The 19,838-nt window shown below is 71.7% G+C and carries 22 protein-coding genes and 1 pseudogene; 10 read left to right on the forward strand and 13 right to left on the reverse strand.

Features of this window, described 5'->3' with window-relative positions; translation table 11 throughout:
- Window positions 1-49 precede the first annotated feature (49 nt).
- The 3 genes from ACZ4TV_RS16795 (at window position 50) to ACZ4TV_RS16805 (ending at window position 1,980) form a co-directional block, all read left to right on the forward strand.
- Window positions 50-883 carry an AraC family transcriptional regulator gene (locus ACZ4TV_RS16795; protein WP_468135248.1) on the forward strand — a complete coding sequence of 278 codons (834 nt, stop codon included), beginning with the start codon at window positions 50-52 and terminating at the stop codon, window positions 881-883.
- 90 nt (window positions 884-973) lie between these two features.
- Window positions 974-1,675: an AzlC family ABC transporter permease gene (locus tag ACZ4TV_RS16800; protein ID WP_468135250.1), complete on the forward strand. Its 702-nt coding sequence runs from the start codon at window positions 974-976 to the stop codon at window positions 1,673-1,675.
- Window positions 1,672-1,980 (forward strand): AzlD domain-containing protein, encoded by a 309-nt coding sequence (locus ACZ4TV_RS16805; protein ID WP_468135252.1) that lies wholly within the window; start codon window positions 1,672-1,674, stop codon window positions 1,978-1,980. Before ACZ4TV_RS16800 ends, ACZ4TV_RS16805 begins: the two co-directional genes overlap by 4 nt.
- On the opposite strand, the gene ACZ4TV_RS16810 is transcribed toward ACZ4TV_RS16805, so the two are convergent.
- A complete protein-coding gene (locus ACZ4TV_RS16810) occupies window positions 1,949-2,905 on the reverse strand; it encodes a hypothetical protein (RefSeq protein ID WP_468135254.1) in 957 nt (318 codons plus the stop codon). The genes ACZ4TV_RS16805 and ACZ4TV_RS16810 overlap by 32 nt on opposite strands.
- Before the next feature lie 80 nt (window positions 2,906-2,985).
- Between ACZ4TV_RS16810 and ACZ4TV_RS16815 the strand changes: the two genes are divergently transcribed.
- Both ACZ4TV_RS16815 and ACZ4TV_RS16820 read left to right on the forward strand, forming a co-directional pair.
- Window positions 2,986-3,180, forward strand: a complete 195-nt coding sequence (locus ACZ4TV_RS16815; RefSeq protein WP_468135256.1) for a DUF3046 domain-containing protein — start codon at window positions 2,986-2,988, stop codon at window positions 3,178-3,180.
- 516 nt (window positions 3,181-3,696) lie between these two features.
- On the forward strand, window positions 3,697-4,788 hold the full coding sequence (locus ACZ4TV_RS16820) for an AI-2E family transporter (protein WP_468135258.1): 1,092 nt from the start codon (window positions 3,697-3,699) through the stop codon (window positions 4,786-4,788).
- Here ACZ4TV_RS16820 and ACZ4TV_RS16825 read toward each other — a convergent pair.
- Window positions 4,739-5,497: a Clp protease N-terminal domain-containing protein gene (locus ACZ4TV_RS16825; protein WP_468135260.1), complete on the reverse strand. Its 759-nt coding sequence runs from the start codon at window positions 5,495-5,497 to the stop codon at window positions 4,739-4,741. The genes ACZ4TV_RS16820 and ACZ4TV_RS16825 overlap by 50 nt on opposite strands.
- 135 nt (window positions 5,498-5,632) lie before the next feature.
- Here ACZ4TV_RS16825 and ACZ4TV_RS16830 point away from each other — a divergent pair, with 135 nt between their 5' ends.
- Window positions 5,633-6,256, forward strand: coding sequence for a class I SAM-dependent methyltransferase (locus ACZ4TV_RS16830; protein WP_468135262.1), 624 nt, complete (start codon window positions 5,633-5,635; stop codon window positions 6,254-6,256).
- 11 nt (window positions 6,257-6,267) lie between these two features.
- Here ACZ4TV_RS16830 and ACZ4TV_RS16835 read toward each other — a convergent pair whose 3' ends face one another.
- From ACZ4TV_RS16835 to ACZ4TV_RS16850, 4 genes are all read right to left on the reverse strand, one after another.
- Window positions 6,268-7,311 (reverse strand): S66 family peptidase, encoded by a 1,044-nt coding sequence (locus ACZ4TV_RS16835; RefSeq protein WP_468135264.1) that lies wholly within the window; start codon window positions 7,309-7,311, stop codon window positions 6,268-6,270.
- A gap of 52 nt (window positions 7,312-7,363) precedes the next feature.
- A complete protein-coding gene (locus ACZ4TV_RS16840; protein ID WP_468135266.1) occupies window positions 7,364-7,888 on the reverse strand; it encodes a GtrA domain-containing protein in 525 nt (174 codons plus the stop codon).
- 263 nt (window positions 7,889-8,151) lie between these two features.
- On the reverse strand, window positions 8,152-8,997 hold the full coding sequence (locus ACZ4TV_RS16845) for a DUF4097 family beta strand repeat-containing protein (RefSeq protein WP_468135268.1): 846 nt from the start codon (window positions 8,995-8,997) through the stop codon (window positions 8,152-8,154).
- A 101-nt stretch (window positions 8,998-9,098) separates the two neighbouring features.
- Window positions 9,099-9,614, reverse strand: coding sequence for a toxin-antitoxin system HicB family antitoxin (locus ACZ4TV_RS16850; protein ID WP_468135270.1), 516 nt, complete (start codon window positions 9,612-9,614; stop codon window positions 9,099-9,101).
- Between the two features lie 343 nt (window positions 9,615-9,957).
- Between ACZ4TV_RS16850 and recA the strand changes: the two genes are divergently transcribed.
- Window positions 9,958-11,070 carry a recombinase RecA gene (recA, locus tag ACZ4TV_RS16855; protein WP_468135272.1) on the forward strand — a complete coding sequence of 371 codons (1,113 nt, stop codon included), beginning with the start codon at window positions 9,958-9,960 and terminating at the stop codon, window positions 11,068-11,070.
- A gap of 3 nt (window positions 11,071-11,073) precedes the next feature.
- Window positions 11,074-11,640 carry a recombination regulator RecX gene (gene recX / locus ACZ4TV_RS16860; protein WP_468135274.1) on the forward strand — a complete coding sequence of 189 codons (567 nt, stop codon included), beginning with the start codon at window positions 11,074-11,076 and terminating at the stop codon, window positions 11,638-11,640.
- A 120-nt stretch (window positions 11,641-11,760) separates the two neighbouring features.
- Here recX and ACZ4TV_RS16865 read toward each other — a convergent pair.
- From ACZ4TV_RS16865 to ACZ4TV_RS16895, 7 genes and pseudogenes are all read right to left on the reverse strand, one after another.
- A pseudogene (locus ACZ4TV_RS16865) lies at window positions 11,761-11,955 on the reverse strand (rhodanese-like domain-containing protein); the annotation flags it as partial.
- Between the two features lie 109 nt (window positions 11,956-12,064).
- Complete coding sequence (locus ACZ4TV_RS16870) at window positions 12,065-12,151, reverse strand: putative leader peptide (protein WP_311318651.1); 87 nt, start codon at window positions 12,149-12,151, stop codon at window positions 12,065-12,067.
- 32 nt (window positions 12,152-12,183) lie between these two features.
- The gene (locus ACZ4TV_RS16875; protein ID WP_468135276.1) at window positions 12,184-13,776 is read right to left on the reverse strand and encodes an FAD-dependent monooxygenase; all 1,593 of its coding nucleotides are present in this window, start codon (window positions 13,774-13,776) and stop codon (window positions 12,184-12,186) included.
- A gap of 153 nt (window positions 13,777-13,929) precedes the next feature.
- Window positions 13,930-14,823: an amino acid ABC transporter permease gene (locus tag ACZ4TV_RS16880; RefSeq protein WP_468135278.1), complete on the reverse strand. Its 894-nt coding sequence runs from the start codon at window positions 14,821-14,823 to the stop codon at window positions 13,930-13,932.
- Window positions 14,820-15,494: an amino acid ABC transporter permease gene (locus ACZ4TV_RS16885; RefSeq protein ID WP_468135280.1), complete on the reverse strand. Its 675-nt coding sequence runs from the start codon at window positions 15,492-15,494 to the stop codon at window positions 14,820-14,822. The genes ACZ4TV_RS16880 and ACZ4TV_RS16885 overlap by 4 nt, the downstream gene beginning before the upstream one ends.
- 83 nt (window positions 15,495-15,577) lie before the next feature.
- Window positions 15,578-16,426: a glutamate ABC transporter substrate-binding protein gene (locus ACZ4TV_RS16890; RefSeq protein ID WP_468135282.1), complete on the reverse strand. Its 849-nt coding sequence runs from the start codon at window positions 16,424-16,426 to the stop codon at window positions 15,578-15,580.
- Between the two features lie 144 nt (window positions 16,427-16,570).
- Window positions 16,571-17,356, reverse strand: a complete 786-nt coding sequence (locus tag ACZ4TV_RS16895; RefSeq protein WP_468135284.1) for an amino acid ABC transporter ATP-binding protein — start codon at window positions 17,354-17,356, stop codon at window positions 16,571-16,573.
- Between the two features lie 331 nt (window positions 17,357-17,687).
- Between ACZ4TV_RS16895 and ACZ4TV_RS16900 the strand changes: the two genes are divergently transcribed.
- Both ACZ4TV_RS16900 and ACZ4TV_RS16905 read left to right on the forward strand, forming a co-directional pair.
- Window positions 17,688-18,404, forward strand: coding sequence for a response regulator transcription factor (locus tag ACZ4TV_RS16900; protein WP_468135286.1), 717 nt, complete (start codon window positions 17,688-17,690; stop codon window positions 18,402-18,404).
- 12 nt (window positions 18,405-18,416) lie between these two features.
- On the forward strand, window positions 18,417-19,829 hold the full coding sequence (locus tag ACZ4TV_RS16905; protein WP_468135288.1) for a sensor histidine kinase: 1,413 nt from the start codon (window positions 18,417-18,419) through the stop codon (window positions 19,827-19,829).
- Window positions 19,830-19,838 lie beyond the last annotated feature (9 nt).

Consider the following 19,838-nt stretch of genomic DNA (forward strand, 5'->3'; position numbering starts at 1 on the left):
GCCGGACCTGGGGAAACGCGGGTCGTGGGGGGGAGCGCAGAATGGGGGGATGGGGACGGACGAGGGGCGCCGGGAGTGGGCACGGCACTGGCAGTACCCGGAGCTGCCCGGGCTCGACCTGCTGCGCGCCCACTACGTACGCCACACCTTCCCGCGCCACGCGCACGACGGGTACGTCATCGCGGCCGTCACCGGCGGCATCGAGGAGGTCGGGCTCCCCGGCCACGCCGTGCGCGCCGGCCCGGGCAGTGTGGTCCTGATCAACCCCGAGGTGCCGCACACCGCGCGTGCCGGGGTACCGGAGGGCTGGGCGTACGCCACCCTCTACCCCTCCCGAGACCTGATCGCCGAGGTCGCCGCCGAGATCGGCACCCTGCGCGGCACCCCCGGCTTCACGGCCGACGTGGTCACCGACCCGCACGGCGCGCGGACGATCAGCGAGGTGCACCGGGCCGCCGAGGCCGGGAACGCGCTGGCCGCCGACACGCTGCTGCGGGGTGTGGTGGCGCGGATGCTGACCCGGCACGCCGGACCGCTGCCCGCCCGTACGGTCCGTGGCGCGGGCGGCGGCGACGCGGCGGCGGCCCGGGCCGTGCTGGAGGAGCGCATGGCCGATCCGCCGTCGCTGGAGCAGCTCGCGGCGGAGCTGGGGACGAGCCCGTTCGCCCTGCTGCGGGCCTTCCGGGAGCGGTACGGGATGCCGCCGCACACCTGGCTGACCGATGCCCGGGTCCGCCGGGCGCGCCGGCTGCTGGACGCGGGCACCCCGCCGGCGGAGGCGGCCGTCACCGTCGGCTTCACCGACCAGCCGCACCTGAACCGGCACTTCACCCGGATCGTGGGGGTCCCGCCGGGCGCGTACAGGCGGGAACGCGCCGGTTAGGGGTGTCCGGGCCGACCCCGGGCGCGCGCAAGAACGTACAAGACCCGCTCGCCCCGCCCTGCGTAGTTTCGGGGCGTGGGAGAACATCAGATGCTGATACAGGAGACCCCCGAGGGGGTCGCCGACGGGCGGCCGCGCGCCGCCGTCGTACGGGACGCGCTCGGGGTGGGGGTGGCCGTCGGGCTGTCCGGGTTCGCGTTCGGGGTGACCGCCGCCGGGGCCGGGATCAGTACCCTCCAGGCCTGCGTGCTGAGCCTGCTCGTCTTCACCGGCGCCTCGCAGTTCGCGCTGATCGGGGCGGTGGCGGCGGGCGGGAACCCCTTCACCGCCGCCGCCGGGGCCTTCTTCCTCGGGACCCGCAACGCCTTCTACGGGCTGCGGCTGTCGCAGCTGCTCGCACTGCCCCGCGCCGTACGGCCCTTCGCCGCGCACTGGGTGATCGACGAGACCACCGCCGTGGCCCTGGCCCAGCCCGACCGGAAGTCGGCCCGGCTCGGCTTCACGGTCACCGGGCTCAGCCTCTACGCGCTGTGGAACCTCACCACCCTGCTCGGCGCGCTCGGCGCCGAGGCCATCGGGGACACCAACGCGTGGGGGCTGGACGCCGCCGGACCCGCCGTGTTCCTGGCCCTGCTCGCGCCGATGCTGAAGACCTCCACCGAACGGGCCGTCGCAGCCCTCGCGCTCGTCCTCGGGCTCGGATTCCTGCCCGTGCTGCCGGCCGGGGTGCCCGTGCTGATCGCGGCCCTGGCCGCCCCCGTCGTGCTGTGGATGAAGGGACGCCGCCCGTGAACGTCTGGATCGCCATCGGACTCACCGTCGTCGGCTGCTACGCCGTCAAGCTCGCCGGGCTGCTGGTGCCCGCCGGGGCCCTGGAGCGGCCGCTGGTGCGCCGCCTGGCCGCCCTGCTGCCGGTCGCGCTGCTCGCCGCGCTCACCGCCCAGCAGACCTTCAGTACCGGGTCCGCCCTCGTCATCGACGCCCGCGCCGCCGGGCTCGCGGCCGCCGGGCTGGCGCTGCTGCTGCGCGCCCCGTTCCTGGCCGTGGTCGCGGCCGCCGTCGTCGTCACCGCGGGGGTACGGGCCCTGGGCGGCTGACCCGGGCCGGCAGGCGACCGTACGCCCGCAGGGTGAGCAGGGCCTCCAGGGTCGCGATCGGGCGCCGCTCCAGCGAGCTTCCCGGCGCCCAGGCCCTGCGGTGCACGGGCCAGCCGCCGTCGGGCTGCTGCTCGGCGGCCAGGAAGTCCAGCGAGCGGCGCAGCTCCTCGTCGGTGAACCAGCCGCGCGCCAGCGACTCGGGCCGCCGCGCGAAGTCGTGCGGGAACAGCTGCTCGCCCGGGGCGTAGCCGGGAGCGGGCGGGTAGTCCCCGCGCCGCGCCGGATCGAGCACCACGAGTTCCCGCTCGCGCACCAGCCGTCCCAGCCGGTCCGCGGCCGCCGCCGCGCGCGCCCGGTCGGGGACGCCGTCGAGGAAGGCGACCGCGCTCTGGACCTCGTACGGATGCGAGTGGCGCAGGCCCTCGACCCGGTCCCAGCAGAAGTCCGTGGCGCGGAAGAGCCAGGCGTGCCAGACCCGGTTGCGGTGCAGTACGCCGACGACCGGGCCCGTGGTCAGCAGCTCGCCGGGCGGGTCGTCGTGCATCGGGTGGTACGGGGCGGCGGGGTGGTCGCGCGGGGCCGGGAAGGCCACCGGAAGCGCGCCGTCCGCGGTGGAGACCTCGGTGAGGTGGCGGCAGAGCCTCTCGATGCGCTGCCCGGCACAGCGGCCCAGGCCGTCCAGCACGCGCAGCGCGTGGGCGGTGTGCAGGGGCTGGCTGAGCGGACCGCGCAGATCCGGATCGAGCGCGTGGCCGTAGCCGCCGTCGCCGTTGAGGTACGAACCGAGGGCGGTGTCCACCGGGTCGGCGTCTCCGCCGAGGAAGTGGAACGCGAACCGCCGCTGCTCCAGCACGCGGGCCGTGAGCCAGATGAACTGCTCGGCGCGGGCCAGCGGGGTCGGGGAGGAAGCTTCGTCTCCGGGCATGCGTGAAACGTAGGACCGGCGGTGGGCCGAGGAGGGACGAACCAGACCGGTGCACTCTCCCGGGGCGGGATACTGGAGGCATGCGGTTGACGATTTTCTGGGAGCGGATGGCCGAGCACTTCGGCGAGGCCTACGCCGACTCCTTCGCGCGGGACCACGTCATGACGGAGCTGGGCGGGCGGACCGTCCACCAGGCGCTGGAGGCGGGCTGGGAGGCCAAGGACGTGTGGCGCGCGGTGTGTTCGGCGATGGACGTGCCGGCCTCGCTGCGCTGACGCCGGGCCCGGGCCGGGCCGCGGCCAGGTCGTCTCTTTCGGATCTTGCCGGGCCCGCGCTGCCCGGCACCGCACCTCGCCGCGTTGTCGGGGCGCCCGAGTACGTCCAGTACACGGGCGCCCCTCCGCCTTGCGATGCACGGCACCGGACAACGCGGGCTCGACCGACAAGATCCGAAAGAGACGACCTAGGTCGAGCGGGCTGACGCCGGACCGACGCCGGGCAGGGCGGCTGCCCCGGCCGTGCGGCGGCGAGGGCCGCCGCTTCGCGGTACGGGCCGCCGGTGGGACAGACTTGGCGGCGTGGCAGCCAGTGATGAGACGACGACCGACCAGCCCGGGGATGCCCAGGGCGCGCCGCCTCCCCGGTCGACGGGTCCGGCCGGGGTCAGTGGCTCCGGCGGGCCGGTGAGCCCTCCGCCGGGTGGCCCGCCGGATGCTCCGCCGGGTGGCCCGCCGGGTGGCCCGCCGGGTGCTCCGCCAGGTGCTCCGCCGAACGGCGAAGCGGCGGCGCGGATGCCGCCCTGGCTGCCGCGCGCCGTGGTCCTCGTACTGGCTCTCGTCGCCTGCTTCCAGCTGGGCAGCTGGGCCTTCCACCAGCTGATCGGGCTGCTCGTCAACATCCTGATCGCGTTCTTCCTCGCGCTCGCGATCGAACCGGCGGTGTCCCGGATGGCGGCCCACGGCATGCGCCGCGGGCTCGCCACCTTCCTGGTGTTCCTCGCGGTGTTCGCCGCCAGTGCGGGCTTCCTCACCCTGCTCGGCTCGATGCTCGCCGGGCAGATCATCGAGATGGTGGAAGGTTTTCCGGGCTACCTCGACTCGGTGATCAGCTCGATCAACGCCACCTTCCACACCGAGCTGTCCCGGCTGGAGATCCAGGACAGCCTGCTGCGCTCCGACTGGCTGCGCAAGTACGTGCAGGACAGCGCGAGCGGCGTGCTCGACGTGTCCGCCACCGTGCTCGGCGGACTCTTCCAGCTGCTGACGATCGGGCTGTTCTCCTTCTACTTCGCCGCCGACGGACCGCGGCTGCGGCGCGCGCTGTGCTCCGTACTGCCGCCCGCCAAGCAGTCCGAGGTGCTGCGCGCCTGGGAGATCGCCGTCACCAAGACGGGCGGCTACCTCTACTCGCGCGGGCTGATGGCGCTGATCTCCGGCGTCGCCCACTACATCCTGCTGGTGGTCCTCGGGGTGCCGTACGCGCCCGCGCTCGCCGTGTGGGTGGGGCTGGTCTCCCAGTTCATCCCCACCATCGGCACCTATCTCGCGGGCGCGCTGCCGATCCTGATCGCCTTCGCCGTCGAGCCCTGGTACGCGCTGTACGTCCTCGGATTCGTGGTGGTCTACCAGCAGTTCGAGAACTACCTCCTCCAGCCGAAGCTGACCTCGAAGACCGTGGACATCCATCCCGCGGTGGCCTTCGGCTCGGTCGTCGCGGGGGCCGCCCTGCTGGGCGCGGTCGGGGCGCTCATCGCGATCCCGGCCGTCGCCACCCTGCAGGCCTTCCTCGGCGCGTACGTCAAGCGCTACGAGCTGACGAAGGACGCGGACGCCTCTACTTCCCGTCCGCGGCGTCGCCGAGTACGCCTGCCAAGGCTTCGCTGACGATCGCCTCGGCGGTGGCCTTGTCCATGCCGAGGCCGCTCAGCGGGCCCTCGCCGTTCTCCAGCTCCAGGAGCGCGAGCAGGATGTGCTCGGTGCCGACGAAGCCGTGGCCCAGGCGCAGGGCCTCGCGGAAGGTGAGCTCCAGGGCCTTCTTCGCGGACGCGTCGAAGGGGATCAGGTCGGGGACCTCCGCCTGGGCCGGGGGCAGTACGGCGGCCACGGCGGCGCGTACGTCGTCGGCGGCGACCCGCTGGCCGCGCAGGGCGAGCCCCGCGAGGCCATCGGGCTCGGCCAGCAGGCCCAGGACCAGGTGCTCGGTGCGGATCTCGGTGCCGCCGGCGGCGCGGGCCTCGTTCTGCGCGGCCATGACGACGTTGCGGGCGCGGGGGGTGAAGCGGCCGAAGCCCTGGTCGGGATCGAGGGCGCCGTCGCCCTCCTTGTCGGCCTTGGGGACGAAGCGCTTCTGGGCGGCCTGGCGGGTGACGCCCATGCTCCGGCCGATGTCGGTCCAGGAGGCTCCGGAGCGGCGGGCCTGGTCGACGAAGTGGCCGATGAGGTGGTCGGCCACGTCGCCGAGGTGCTCGGCGGCGACGACGGCGCCGCTGAGCTGCTCCAGGGTGTCGGTGTGGACCTGCTTGATGGCCTCGATGAGGTCGTCGAGGCGTACCGGATTGGTCATGCGGACGGGTTCCACTGAAGGGTTCGTCATAGGTGCAACCGTAGGTTGACAGTCGCAGGGGTGTCAACCTCTGGTTGTCACTTCGGGGGTGAGCGGGACCACTGGCCGGTCGCGGGCACCCTGGGGGCCGCGGTGCCATGCTGAGAGCGAGGGACGGAGGCCGCGATGGGTTTCTACGCCGACCGGATCCTGCCGCGCATCATCAATGCCGCCTGCGGGGCCAAGACGGCCCCACCGTTGCGGCGCCGGGTCTGCGAGGGCCTGAAGGGCGAAGTCGTCGAGATCGGGTTCGGCACGGGGCACAACGTCCCCTTCTATCCGCCGGGCGTCACCGGCGTGGCCGCGATCGAGCCCTCCGACCTCGCGTGGAGCCTGGCGGCCGATCGCGTCGGGGCCTCACACGTCCCGGTGCGGCGGGCCGGTACGGACGGCCAGTCGCTGCCCTTCGAGGACGACAGCTTCGACAGCGCCCTGTCCACGTGGACGCTCTGCACCATCCCCGACGCCGACGCGGCCCTGCGGGAGGTGCGGCGCGTCCTCAAGCCCGGGGGAACCCTGCACTTCATCGAGCACGGGCTGGCCCCCGAGGAGGACTGGCGGGTGCGCCGCTGGCAGCGACGGCTCGAGCCGCTGAACAAGCGCCTCCTGGGCGGCTGTCACCTCACCCGGCAGGCCGTCGAGATGCTGACGGCCGCGGGGTTCACGATCACGGCGCTCGACGTCTTCTACGAGACGGGCGCGCCGAAGTTCCTCTGCGCCGACTCCCTCGGCACCGCGATCGCTCCCTGACGGCCGCCGCCTCAGTACGTGACGGTGATCCGCCGGGCCGGGCCGTCCACGCGGATGCGGCCTCCGACGGGGATCACCAGCTGCGGATCGGTGTGGCCGAGGTCGACGTCGAACACCACCATGGCGTCGGGGGCGTACTGCCGCAGGGCCCGCAGCACGGCCTCGCGCTGCTCCCGGCGGAAGCCCTCCTTCTCGGCGGCGTCGAACCGGTTGTCGAACGACCAGCTCTTCGCCCTGCCCATCAGCAGTGCGGGGAACTGGCGCAGCAGCCCCCGTTCGCCCATGTGCCGCAGGATCCGGTAGACCTCTTCGGCGCGCGGCATCTCCTCGGAGGTCTCCAGGAAGAGCACGTCGCCGGCGTAGGCGTCGACCGGCAGCACCGCGCGGTCGGCCATCAGCAGCCAGGACAGGACCTCCAGGTTGCCGCCCCAGCCGGCCCCTTCGACCACCCGGTCGCCGTTGTGCCAGGACCAGCCGTCGGAGGGCTCCGTCTCCGGTTCGGACTCGAAGGTGCGCGGGTCGTCCCAGGGCCGGTTGACGTCCCCGTAGGTGCTCGACTGCGTGAGCTCGTACGCGCCCGAGGTGAACAGCGCCGCCCGGAGCGAGTCCGCCGTCGCCGGGTGCATCGCGCCGGGGCGGCCGAGCTCGACCATCACCGAGCCGCCGTGGTAGCCGACGATGCCCAGGTTCCGCAGGAACAGCAGCAGGTTGGTGTTGTCGCTGTAGCCGAAGAACGGCTTGGGGTGGGCGCGCAGGAGGTCGGGGTCGAGGTGGGGCAGGACGGTGATCTGGTCATCGCCGCCGATGCTGGCGATCACCGCCTTGATGTCGGGGTCCGCGAAGGCCGCGTGGATGTCCGCGGCCCGCTCCTCGGGCGTCGCGCCCATCGTCCGCGTCGTCGGATACTCGACCGGCTTCAGCCCGAAGTCGTCCTGGAGCCTGCGCAGCCCCAACTCGTAGGGCAGGGGAAAGAGGCCGGGCAGACCGGAGGAGGGGGACAGCACCGCGACCGGATCTCCGGGGCGGGGCTTCGGGGGGTGGAGGGCTTCCGTCATCCGATGATCGTAGAGGTGGTCAGGGCTGGTGCGACCGAGCGCTCCAGTGCGGTCAGGCGGCGCGGCAGAGCACCGCCGGGTCGGCTGGGGCCGCGGCGCGGGCCACGGCCGCGTGCACGGGACGGGGGGTGCGGACGGTGGCCGAGACCTGCGAGCGGCTGCGAGCGAAGACGACCAGGCGCAGCACCGCGAACCGCGCGACACCGGCGAGTGCGGAGGCGGACAGGTAGACGACCTGTTCGAGGACCGTACCGGGTGCCGCGACCAGCTGGTGCAGGACGAACATCGCCACGCAGGTCACCGCGTACGCGGCCGCCGCGGACCCGGCCGACTGCGCATGCTGGCGCCAGGTCGCGCGCTCGCCCGCGCCGAAGGAGAAGCGGGCGTGCAGCTCGGTGGCGAGGAGCGTGGACACCGCGGTGACCAGGGCGTTGGCCAGGCCCCAAGGAATCCAGGAGGCGAGCGCCACCACGGCGAAGCTGGAGGCGAGCCCCACTGCGCCGCCGCAGAGCACGAAGCGCGCGAAGGCGGTGAAGGCGCCGGGTGCCGCCTGCCGCCGGCTCTGCGCTGTCTCCATGATCCGACCCCTTTGATCGCTCACTCCACGGAACGCGCACCTCTCGACCTGTGAGGCCTCGGGTGCACCGTTTCTCATGATGGAAACGCTACGTTGCATTCATAGATCTGGCAACGAAGTTATTGCGTCTGGAGGGGATAATTGCAGGTAGAGGCCGTGAAATCGTTGCAATGGCTTGCGGATAACGCAACAACCCAAACGGGTTCGTTGCAATGGACTGAGAGTGAACGCTATGGGGGGCGGGAGGGTCGCGGGGCCGGTGCTCAGGCCCGGGCGCGGCGCACGTCGATGTTGCCGTAGCGGGTCCGGGCGCGGACCTCGACGGTGTCCCCGGTCTTCTCCGGAGCCCCGGAGGCGGTGAGCGTGTTGCGTACCTGCCCGTGGTCGGAGCTGACGTCGAGCCAGGCCGCGGTGCCCTCACGGATGCCGACCTCGATGGCGCCGTAGGACGTCTCCAACTGGACGGCGCCCCGGGCTACTTCGGCGATGCGCAGGGTGCCGTGGGCGGTGGTGGCGGCGACCGAGCCCTCGGCGCGCGCGATGTCGATGTCGCCGTTGGCGCCGCTCACCCGCAGGTCGCCGGTCGCGGCGCCGACGGTCGTGGTGCCGTGCGAGTTCTTCAGGACGGCGGGGCCGTCGACGGTGCCGACGCGCAGGCTGCCGGAGCTGGTGCTGATCTCGGCCGTGCCCTCGATGCGGTCGACGGTGATCGAGCCGTGGGAGGCGGTCAGCTGGAGCGGCCCGGTCGTGTCGAGGCGGACGTCACCGGACGAGGTCTTCACGCGGACCTCGCCGAGCCGGCCCTCGCCGAGGACCTGGGCCCAGGCGCCGGTCACGTCGACGCGCGAGCCCGTGGGCAGTTCGACCGTCACGTCGACGGTGCCGGTGCGCCCGAAGAGATGGCGTTGCTTGGGCGTCCTGACCGTCAGGGCGCCGCTCGCGTACGTGACCTCGGTCTGGTCGGCCGATCGTACGTCCTGGTCCCGCTTCGGGTCGCGGGGCCGCACCTCGACGACCGTGTCGAGGCGGTCGCCCGCGGTGAACCGGATGGAGCCGGCGTCCACGTGGGCGGTGGCCGAAATCGGTTCGGGAGTGTCGAAAGAAGGCATGGCTGTACCGTCCTCGTGAGTCCTTGGGGCGTCCCCGCTGGTGGGACGTGGTGGGGGTGGGGCGGGCGCGGGCGCGGGCGGGGGCGGGGGCACGGGCGCGGTTAGCGCACCCAGCCCGTGAAGCTCTGTCCGATGGTGCGGGCCCTCTCCGTCGTACGCGCAGTGCCACCGCTGTCGACCGCGGCCGACACGGCCCGGACCAGCCACGCGTTGACCGACAGGCCCTCACGGCTCGCGGCCTCCTCGGCGCGTGCCTTGAGGTGGGCCGGCAGCCGCAGATTGACGCGGGCGGTGCCGCTCTCGTCGGCGTCGGCGGGAGCCTGCGCCTTGAGCGGTTCGACGGGCCCGGCCGGCTGGGTGAGGCCGACGTCGGCGGGCGGCAGCGTCACCACGAAGTCGGGGTCGAGCCCGCGCAGCCGTACGTCGACCGAGCCGGGGGCGAGCTCGCGGGTGATCTCGTTCATCGCGGCGGAGAGCACACTGAGCATGGTCAGACGGGTCGCCGACTCCAGCGGAGCGGTGAGCCGCTCGGCCAGCTGGCGGGCTTCTTCCCCGCCGGCTTCGGCGGCCACCGCGAGTTCGCGGCGCAGAGTGTCGACATACGGGGTGAGATCCATGACGCCATATTGGCACCGACGTGGCGCCCGCAGCAAGCTCGGTGGCACCTTACCCGGAGTGCGGTCGAGGCTGACTCCTCTGACCTAGCGAAACGCTAAGGGGGCGCCGACGGCGCTGCATGGCACTGGATGGCGCCACGCAGTGCCATGCCATGTGACGTCACAAGCGGAGCGCTCGGCCCCGTATGTCCCGCCATGGCGGCGTGGCTCGCTTGACAGGGAAATCGAACATCCATTCTGATGAGTTATCCACAGCCGAACCGGTCGTGGAGGCGCATTGTCAGTGGCAGGCATTAGCGTCAATGGCGTGAAGCGATCGACTCAAGCAAACCGGGTGGAACCCATGGCAGGCACCGACCGCGAGAAGGCTCTCGACGCCGCGCTCGCACAGATTGAACGGCAATTCGGCAAGGGTGCGGTCATGCGCCTCGGCGACAAGCCGAACGACCCCATCGAGGTCATCCCCACCGGGTCGACCGCGCTGGACATCGCCCTCGGCGTGGGCGGGCTGCCCCGTGGCCGCGTGATCGAGGTGTACGGCCCGGAGTCCTCCGGTAAGACGACCCTGACCCTGCACGCCGTGGCCAACGCGCAGAAGGCCGGCGGCACCGTGGCCTTCGTGGACGCCGAGCACGCGCTCGACCCCGAGTACGCGAAGGCCCTCGGCGTCGACACCGACAACCTCATCCTGTCGCAGCCGGACACCGGCGAGCAGGCGCTGGAGATCGTGGACATGCTCGTCCGCTCCGGTGCCCTCGACCTGATCGTCATCGACTCCGTGGCGGCCCTGGTGCCGCGCGCGGAGATCGAGGGTGAGATGGGCGACTCGCACGTGGGTCTCCAGGCCCGCCTGATGAGCCAGGCTCTCCGGAAGATCACCGGTGCGCTCAACCAGTCCAAGACCACCGCGATCTTCATCAACCAGCTCCGCGAGAAGATCGGTGTGATGTTCGGCTCGCCGGAGACCACCACCGGTGGCCGCGCGCTGAAGTTCTACGCCTCCGTGCGTCTCGACATCCGCCGTATCGAGACCCTCAAGGACGGCACGGACGCGGTCGGCAACCGCACCCGCGTCAAGGTCGTCAAGAACAAGGTCGCGCCCCCGTTCAAGCAGGCCGAGTTCGACATCCTCTACGGCCAGGGCATCAGCCGCGAGGGCGGCCTGATCGACATGGGCGTGGAGCACGGCTTCGTGCGCAAGGCCGGCGCCTGGTACACGTACGAGGGCGACCAGCTCGGCCAGGGCAAGGAGAACGCCCGTAACTTCCTGAAGGACAACCCGGATCTCGCCAACGAGATCGAGCGGAAGATCAAGGAGAAGCTGGGCGTGGGTGTCCGCAAGGACGCCGCCACCGCGGAGGCCGGTGCCACTGCGGCCGACGCCGCGGCCGCCCCGGTGCCCGCCCCGGCATCGAAGGCCAAGACGACGGCCAAGGCCGCCGTGGCCAAGAGCTGACCCGTGCGGGAGCAGGAAGGGGGCGGTGAGATCCGAGGCGGCCGTGAAGGCCGCCAGGAACTTCCGCCCCAGAGCCCCGAGGAGCAGGCGCGGGCGATCTGTCTTCGCCTGCTCACCGGGAGCCCGCGCACCCGGTGCCAGCTCGCGGACGCCCTGCACAAGCGGGGTATCCCCGAGGAGGTGTCGCAGCAGGTCCTCTCCCGGTACGAGGAGGTCGGCCTGATCGACGACGCCGCTTTCGCCGGAGCGTGGGTCGAGTCCCGGCACCGCGGCCGGGGCCTGGCCCGCCGGGCGCTCGCGCAGGAGCTCCGGACCAAGGGGGTGCACGCCACCCTCGTGGAGGAGGCCCTGGAACTGCTGGACTCCGACCAGGAGGAGCAGACAGCCCGGGAGCTCGTGGAGCGCAAGCTCCGCGCCACCCGGGGCCTGGAGCGGGACAAGCGGATCCGGCGCCTCGCCGGGATGCTGGCCCGCAAGGGATACCCGGAGGGCATGGCCCTGCGGGTGGTCCGCCGCGCGCTGGAGGCGGAGGGTGAGGACGCCGACGAGCTCGGGTACCCGGGGAACTGACCGACCGAGCCCTGCCACGGCCGGTCGCCCCCCGGCAGGGGCCGGGCCGGTACCAAGACCAAGCATGTACGGGCCCCGCGCCTCAAACGCCGGCGAGGCTGGATTGAGTGGGGTGGGGCGTCAGGAGACCGGGAGGCCTGCGGACTTCCAGGCCTGGAAGCCGCCGGTCAGGTCCGTGGCGCGGTGGAGGCCCAGGGCGTGGAGGGAGGCCGCGGCGAGGCTGGAGGCGTAGCCCTCGTTGCAGATGACCACCACCTGGAGGTCGTGGCTCGTGGCCTCGGGGGCGCGGTGGCTGCCGCAGGGGTCCAGGCGCCACGGGCTCAGGGGTGTGGAGGGGTGCAGACATGAAAGTGGACCGTTCCTGGGTTCGCGGAGGTGCGCGCAGGCCGGTGGACGGCACGGGGCGCGCGGAGGGAAGGGCGAATCAACAGGAAGGGCGACACACGCAGCCCGCGTAGCGGAGCAGGTCCATATGGACCCTCCGCCACAGGCGTACGTCGTTGCCGGTCATTTCGCGAGTGAACCACGCAGTCCGGGAGACGGTCAATCGATCACCACGGCTGGTGTCGTGGACGGTGCCGGTGCCGGCGACGGCGACGGCAGCCGGGACGCGGGCGCGCCCGCCCGGACCGTGTCCGCCGCCTCGTACAGTTCCGCCGGGCGGACCCCCGCGAAGGTCGCCGCCAGATGCCCGTCCGGCCGCACGAGCAGCACGGTGTGCGCCGGGGCCCCCGGGTAACTGTCGGCCACCAGCAGGTCGGTGCGGACGGGGAGGGCGCTCACCGCCGCCGCGAGGCGCGGCATCAGCCCGGCGCCGAGCCAGTGGCGCCGGTCCCAGACCCCGGTCCCCGGCGCGACCAGCACCACCAGTAGCCGGCCCTGCCCCAGCAGGTCGCGCAGCGGCACGGTCGACCCGTCGGGCGCGGTCACGGGCACGTTCGCCACCGGACCGCCCGGTTCCGTGGCGGTCGGAACCTCGCGTACGGCGACCGGCGGGGCGTACGTCGGCTCGGCGCCCAGCGGCCCCCGCCCCAGGTGGCCGTCGGTCAGGAGTGATTCGGCGGAACGCGATGCTCCGGGAAGGTAGGTGCGCAGGCCGCCCCCGGCCCGCAGCGTCGCCGTCGCCTGGTCGGCCGCGCGCAGCCGGGAGGCGACCGCGGTGCGCCGCTCGACCTCGTAGCTGTCGAGCAGGGCCTCGGAGGCCCCCTGGTGCCAGGCCAGTGACAGCTTCCACGCCAGGTTCTCGGCGTCCCGCAGCCCCTCCTCGACCCCTTGGGTGCCGAGCGCGCCCAGCAGGTGCGCGGCGTCGCCGGCGAGGAAGGCGCGGCCGTCGCGCCAGCGCCGGGCCAGCCGGTGGTGCAGGGTGTGGACCCCGGTGTCGAGGAGGTCGTACGGGGGAGTCGTGCCCCCGCACCAGGCCGCGAGGGTGTCCCGGATCAGGTTCACCAGGGTGTCGGGAGTGACCAGCTCCCCGCGGGCCGGGAGCAGCCAGTCCAGCCGCCAGACCCCGTCGGGCAGCGGCCGGGAGGTGACCTCGTGCGGCGGACTGCGGTGCAGCAGGGCCTCGCCGGGCCACGGCAGTTCGGTGCGCAGCGCGGCCACGGCGTACCGCTCCACGGAGGTGCGGCCCGGGAAGCGGATGCCGAGCAGCTTGCGCACGGTGGAGCGGGCGCCGTCGCAGCCGACCAGGTAACTCCCGCGCCACCACGTGGTCTCGGCGCCCTTGGTGTGCGCGGTGACCCCGTGGCCGTCCTGCTCCACGGCGTCCAGTCTGCTTTTCGCGACCAGCTGGACCAGCGGATGCGCCGCGGCGGCGTCGCGCAGCCCGCGCGTCAGCGCGTGCTGCGGCAGGTGCAGCGGGGCCGGGTGGTCCTCGAAGGTGATCCGCTGGACGGGCTGGCGGCGCCGCATGGTGCGCCAGGCGGCGAAGTACGCCCCCTCGTCGCGCAGTGTCGTACAGCCCAGCCGGTGCGCCATGGACGCCGTGTCGGCGTGCAGGACGACCGTACGGGCCGGGCGGGGCTCCTCCTTGCCGGGCCCCTCGTCGAGCACGATGGCGGGCACGCCCTGGCCGGCCAGGGCGAGGGACAGGGACAGTCCGACGGGTCCCGCGCCGACGACGATCACCGGGTCCATGGCGCGGCTCCCGATGTCCGGTATGTGATCACAGAACGTATGCAACCCACTGGAGGTGCCTGCGTCAAGTGACGCCGGTCGGGACAACGCCGTGTGGTGCGGCGGAAGAGTTCCGCCGCACCACACGGATCGAGCCAGTGTACTGACCGGGTGTCAGGGGGCTTCGCCCACGCCTGCGGCGCCGCCCGCGTCGACTTCGGCCACGTCACCGGCGACGACCGCGCCGGTGCCCTTCTTCGACTTCCGCAGCCGGCCCTCCAGCCAGGAGGCGAAGGTGGTGAGGGCGAAGTTCACCACGATGTAGAGCAGGGCGATCACGACGAGCGTCGCGATGGTGTTGCTGTAGTTCGCGGAGATCTGCCGGTTCATCGACAGCAGCTCGCCGAAGCCCAGCAGCGCGCCGCCCAGCGCGGTGTCCTTCAGGATCACGACGAGCTGGCTGACCAGGGCCGGCAGCATCGCCGTGACGGCCTGCGGGATCAGCACGTAGGCCATGGTCTGGCCCTTGCGCATGCCGATCGCCTTGGCCGCGTCCGTCTGGCCCGAGGGCAGGGACAGCACGCCCGCACGGACGATCTCCGCGATGACGGCCGCGTTGTAGAGCACCAGGCCCGTGACCACGGCGTAGAGCGGCCGGATGTCCGAGGAGACGTTGGTGAACTGGACGTAGAACTGGTAGCCGAACAGCATCAGCATCAGCACCGGGATGGCGCGGAAGAACTCCACGAACGCGCCGACCGGCCCCCGCACCCAGGCGTGGTCGGACAGTCGGCCGATGCCCAGCAGGGCGCCCAGCGGCAGGGCGATCACCATGGCGAGCGCGCCGGCCTTGAGGGTCTCCAGCAGGCCGGGGATCAGGAAGGTGCTCCAGATCCGGCCGTCGGTGAGGAAGGGGGTCCACCTGTCGGCGTCGAGCTGGCCCTTCTCGTCCATGAGGGACAGGGCCCACCACGCGACGAGCCCGAACAGGACGACGAAGATCCCGCTGTAGATCCAGTTGCGCGCCTTGGCCTTGGGGCCCGGGGCGTCGTACAGCACGGAGGTCATCGCTTCACCGCCACTCGCTTGGCCACCCAGCCCAGCAGCAGGCCGGTGGGCAGGGTCAGCAGGACGAAGCCGAGGGCGAAGACGCCGAATACGGCGAAGAGCGCGTCGGCCTCGTTCTCGACCATTTCCTTCATCAGCAGGGCCGCTTCGGCCACGCCGATGGTCGCCGCCACCGTGGTGTTCTTGGTGAGTGCGATCAGTACGTTGGTGAGCGGTGCGACGACCGCCCGGAAGGCCTGGGGGAGCACGATCAGGGTGAGCACCTGGAAGAAGCTCAGTCCCAGGGCGCGGGCCGCCTCGGCCTGGCCGACGGGCACGGTGTTGATGCCCGAGCGGATCGCCTCACAGACGAAGGTGCCCGTGTAGGCGACGAGCCCGAGGACCGCGAGCCGGAAGCCGATCTCCTTGAAGGTGGAGCCGCCCAGCTCGATGCCGAGGGTCTGGCTGAGGCCCAGCGAGCAGGCGATGATCAGCACGGTCAGCGGGATGTTGCGCACCAGGTTGACGTACGCGGTGCCGAAGCCGCGCAGCAGCGGGACCGGGCTGACCCGCATCCCGGCCAGGACGGTGCCCCAGATCAGAGACCCGGCCGCCGAGTAGAGGGTGAGCTGAACCGTCACCCAGAAGGCTCCGAGCAGGTCGTACTGCCCGGACTCAAGAAAATCGAACACGATGCCCTGCGCTCTCCCCAGGATGGCCGGTGAGGTGCGCCGCCGCCCGCGGCAGGCGGGCGGCGACGCTCCTCACCGGTGAATCAGCTGCCTTCGGTGATCTGCGGGGCAGGCTCGTTCTTGTAGTTGGCCGGGCCGAGGTTCTTCTGCACGGCCGCCTCCCAGGACCCGTCCGCGACCATCTTCTTGAGCGCGGCGTTGATCTTGGTCTGGAGTTCGGTGTCGCCCTTCTTCAGACCGATGCCGTAGTTCTCGTTGCTCAGGCTCAGCCCGACCAGCTTGAACTTGCCCTTGTTGTTCTCCTGCGCCGCGTAGCCCGCCAGGATCGAGTCGTCCGTGGTCAGGGCGTCGACCTTCTTGTTCTCCAGGCTGGTCAGGCACTCGGAGTAGCCGCCCTGCTCCAGCAGGTCGGCCTCGGGAGCCAGCTTGGTCTTGACGTTCTGCGCCGAGGTGGAGCCGGTTACCGAGCAGAGCTTCTTCTTGTTGAGGTCCTCGGCCTTGGTGATGCTGGTGTCGTCGGCGCGGACGAGCAGGTCCTGGTGGGCGAGGAAGTACGGGCCGGCGAAGTCGACCTTCTGCTTGCGCTTGTCGTTGATCGAGTACGTCGCGACGATGAACTTCACGTCGCCGTTCGCGATCAGGTTCTCGCGCTCGGCGCTGATGGCCTGCTTCCACTCGATCTGGTCGGGCTGGTAGCCGAGCTCCTTGGCCACGTACGTCGCGACGTCGACGTCGAAGCCGGTGTACTTGCCGTCGGGGGTCTTCAGGCCCAGACCCGGCTGGTCGAACTTGATGCCGATGACGATCTTGTCCTTGCCGTCACCGGTGGGGCCGGAGCCGCTGCCCTTGTCGCTGTTGCCGCCACAGGCGGTCGCGGTCAGGGCAAGGGCGACGGCGACGGCCGCGGCCGCAGCGGCCTTGGAGATCTTCATGGTGAACTTCCCTCGGATGAGACGTTGTTGAACGACGAGCGACGCTTACGGCGCACGCACGGCCGACAGGAACCTCCCCCAGACTTCGTCCGGGGGGACCCCCTGGGCGGTGATCCGCATACGGATGACTACCAGACGAGACCCTCAGTGGTGCAGGATCTTCGACAGGAAGTCCTTGGCGCGATCACTGCGCGGGTTGCTGAAGAACTGCTCGGGCGTTGCCTCTTCGACGATCTTTCCGTCGGCCATGAAGACGACCCGGTTGGCCGCGGAGCGGGCGAAGCCCATCTCGTGGGTGACGACCACCATGGTCATCCCCTCCCGGGCGAGCTGCTGCATGACCTCCAGCACCTCGTTGATCATCTCCGGGTCGAGAGCCGAGGTCGGCTCGTCGAACAGCATCACCTTCGGCTCCATGGCCAGCGCCCGGGCGATCGCCACGCGCTGCTGCTGCCCGCCGGAGAGCTGCGCCGGGTACTTGTCGGCCTGCGAGCCGACGCCCACCCGGTCCAGCAGGGCCACCGCCTTCGCGTGGGCCGTGGCCTGGTCGGTCTTGCGGACCTTGAGCTGGCCCAGCATGACGTTCTGCAGCACCGTCTTGTGCGCGAAGAGGTTGAACGACTGGAAGACCATGCCGACGTCGGCGCGCAGCCGGGCCAGTTCCCTGCCCTCCGAGGGCAGTTCCTTGCCGTCGAGCGTGATGGTGCCCGAGTCGATGGTCTCCAGCCGGTTGATGGTCCGGCACAGTGTGGACTTGCCCGATCCCGAAGGACCGATCACCACGACCACCTCACCGCGGGCAATGCTCAGATCGATGTCCTGAAGCACGTGCAGCGCGCCGAAGTGCTTGTTGACGTTGCTCAGTACGACCAGGTCGTCCGCGGCACCGGCCGCGTCCTGCACGTCCTTGGTCACTGATACTCCGCTCATCGGCTCTTGCTCCGTCCTCCTCGGTTGGGAGGACAGTAGTGACGACACGCGCACAACGTCATCACATCTGAGGGAGAATTGAGCATAACGATCCGGCCTCTTCCGGATACGCTCCGTGCGCGGCACGGCGTGGCCCACTGTGAACGCGTACCGGGTGCATAACGGAAGACGCGCCGGAGCGGAACCCCCTTGACGTGGGACTCCGCATCGGCGTGGATGCATGGTGGTCACGCATGTGACCATGCGTATGGCCATGCGGGTGACCTACGGGCGACACGCGGGTGATCATGCGTGGAAGCCCGAGCGACGAGAAGAAGGAGAGGGGGACGACATGAGACTGCTGCTCGTCGAAGACGATGATCACGTCGCCGCCGCCCTGTCCGCGATCCTCGGCCGGCACGGCTTCCAGGTCACCCACGCCCGCAGCGGCGAAGAGGCCCTGCAGGCGCTGCTGCCCGCCGGCGCCCCGCCCTCCGCCACTCCCTACGGGGTGATCCTGCTCGACCTCGGCCTGCCCGACCAGGACGGCTACGAGGTGTGCGGCAAGATCCGCAAGCGCACCGCCACGCCCGTGATCATGGTGACCGCGCGGGCCGACGTGCGCAGCCGCATCCACGGCCTGAACATGGGCGCCGACGACTACGTCGTCAAGCCCTACGACACCGGCGAGCTCCTCGCCCGCATCCACGCCGTCGCCCGGCGCACCGGCGCCTCCGAAGAGGCCGCCGCCACCGGCACCGGTACGCCCACCACCGTCCGCCTCGGCCCCGTCAGCATCGAGCTGCCCACCCGCCGGGTCAGCGTGGACGGCACCGACGTACCGCTCACCCGCAAGGAGTTCGACCTGCTGGCCCTGCTCGCGCAGCGGCCCGGCGTCGTCTTCCGCCGCGAACAGATCATCAGCGAGGTGTGGCGCACCAGCTGGGAGGGGACCGGGCGCACCCTGGAGGTCCACGTCGCCTCGCTGCGCTCCAAATTGCGCATGCCCGCCCTCATCGAGACCGTCCGCGGGGTGGGCTACCGGCTCGTCACCCCGGCGGCCCCCTAGGGGTCCTCTGCCGTGCGCGCCCGATTGCTCCCGCTGCTCGTCATCCTGATGGCGGGCACGCTGCTCGCGCTCGGCTTCCCGCTCGCGGTGAGCCTGGCCGCCGGACAGCAGCAGCGGGTGGTGGTCGACCGGATCGACGACAGCGCCCGCTTCGCCGCGCTCGCCCAGTTCCTCATCGACGCCGAGGGCTCCGGATCCACCGGCGCCGACGAGCGCCGCACGACCCTCCAGCTCGAACTCGCCCGCTACCAGGAGCTGTACGGCATCCGGGTCGGCATCTTCTACCGCGACGACAACGACATGGCCCGGTCCCCGAGCGGGTGGCAGCTCCCGCGATCCGGAGAGGGCCGCCGGGCCTTCGAGGAGGCGCTGGCCGGCCGGCGCAGCCACGATCCTCCCCAGGTGTGGCCCTGGCAGACCGACGGCAGACTGCTCGTCATCTCCCCGGTCGTTCTCGACGGCGACGTGGTCGCGGTCGTCGCCACCGACTCCCCGACCGACCTGATGCGCGGCCGGATCCTGAGGGGCTGGCTGCTCATCGCGAGCGGGCTCGCCGCGGCCATGCTCGTCGCCTTCGGCGCCGCCCTCAGGCTCACCAGCTGGGTGCTCAAGCCCGTGCAGACCCTGGACGCGGCCGCCCACGGCATCGCCACCGGCCGGATGAACTCGCGCGTCGCGACCGCCGGCGGGCCTCCGGAACTCCAGCGCCTGGCCCGCTCGTTCAACGAGATGGCCGACAACGTCGAAGAGGTACTGGAGCAGCAGCGGGCGTTCGTCGCCGACGCCTCCCACCAGCTGCGCAACCCGCTCGCGGCGCTGCTCCTGCGGATCGAGCTGCTCGCCCTCGAACTGCCCGAGGGGAACGAGGAGATCGCCTCCGTACGCGCCGAGGGCAAGCGCCTGACGCAGGTCCTGGACGACCTCCTGGACCTGGCGCTGGCCGAGCACGCCTCCGCCGAGATCAGCCTCACCGACATCGGGGCCCTGGCCGCGGAGCGGGTCGCCGCGTGGCGCCCGTACGCCGAGGAGAAGGGGGTACGGCTCACCGGGACCGGCCGCACCGCCGTCACCGGCTGGGCCGATCCCATCGCCCTGTCCAGCGCGCTCGACGCCGTCATCGACAACGCCTTGAAGTTCACCCCCACGGGTGAGGAGGTGGAGGTGTCGGTCTCCGTCGAGGGACGCTCGGTCCGCGTGGTCGTCGCCGACCGCGGACCCGGCCTCACAGAGGAGGAGCTGCTCCGCGTCGGCGACCGGTTCTGGCGCAGCGGCCGCCACCAGAACATCAAGGGCTCCGGGCTCGGCCTGTCGATCTCCCGCGCGATGCTCGCCGCGGGCGGCGGGTCCCTCTCGTACGAGACGAACCCGCCGCACGGGCTGCGCGTGACGGTGGCCGTCCCGCGCACCGACCCCCACGGCTCCTGAGCCCGAGCC

It is taken from the genome of Streptomyces sp. NPDC028910, assembly GCF_055564955.1.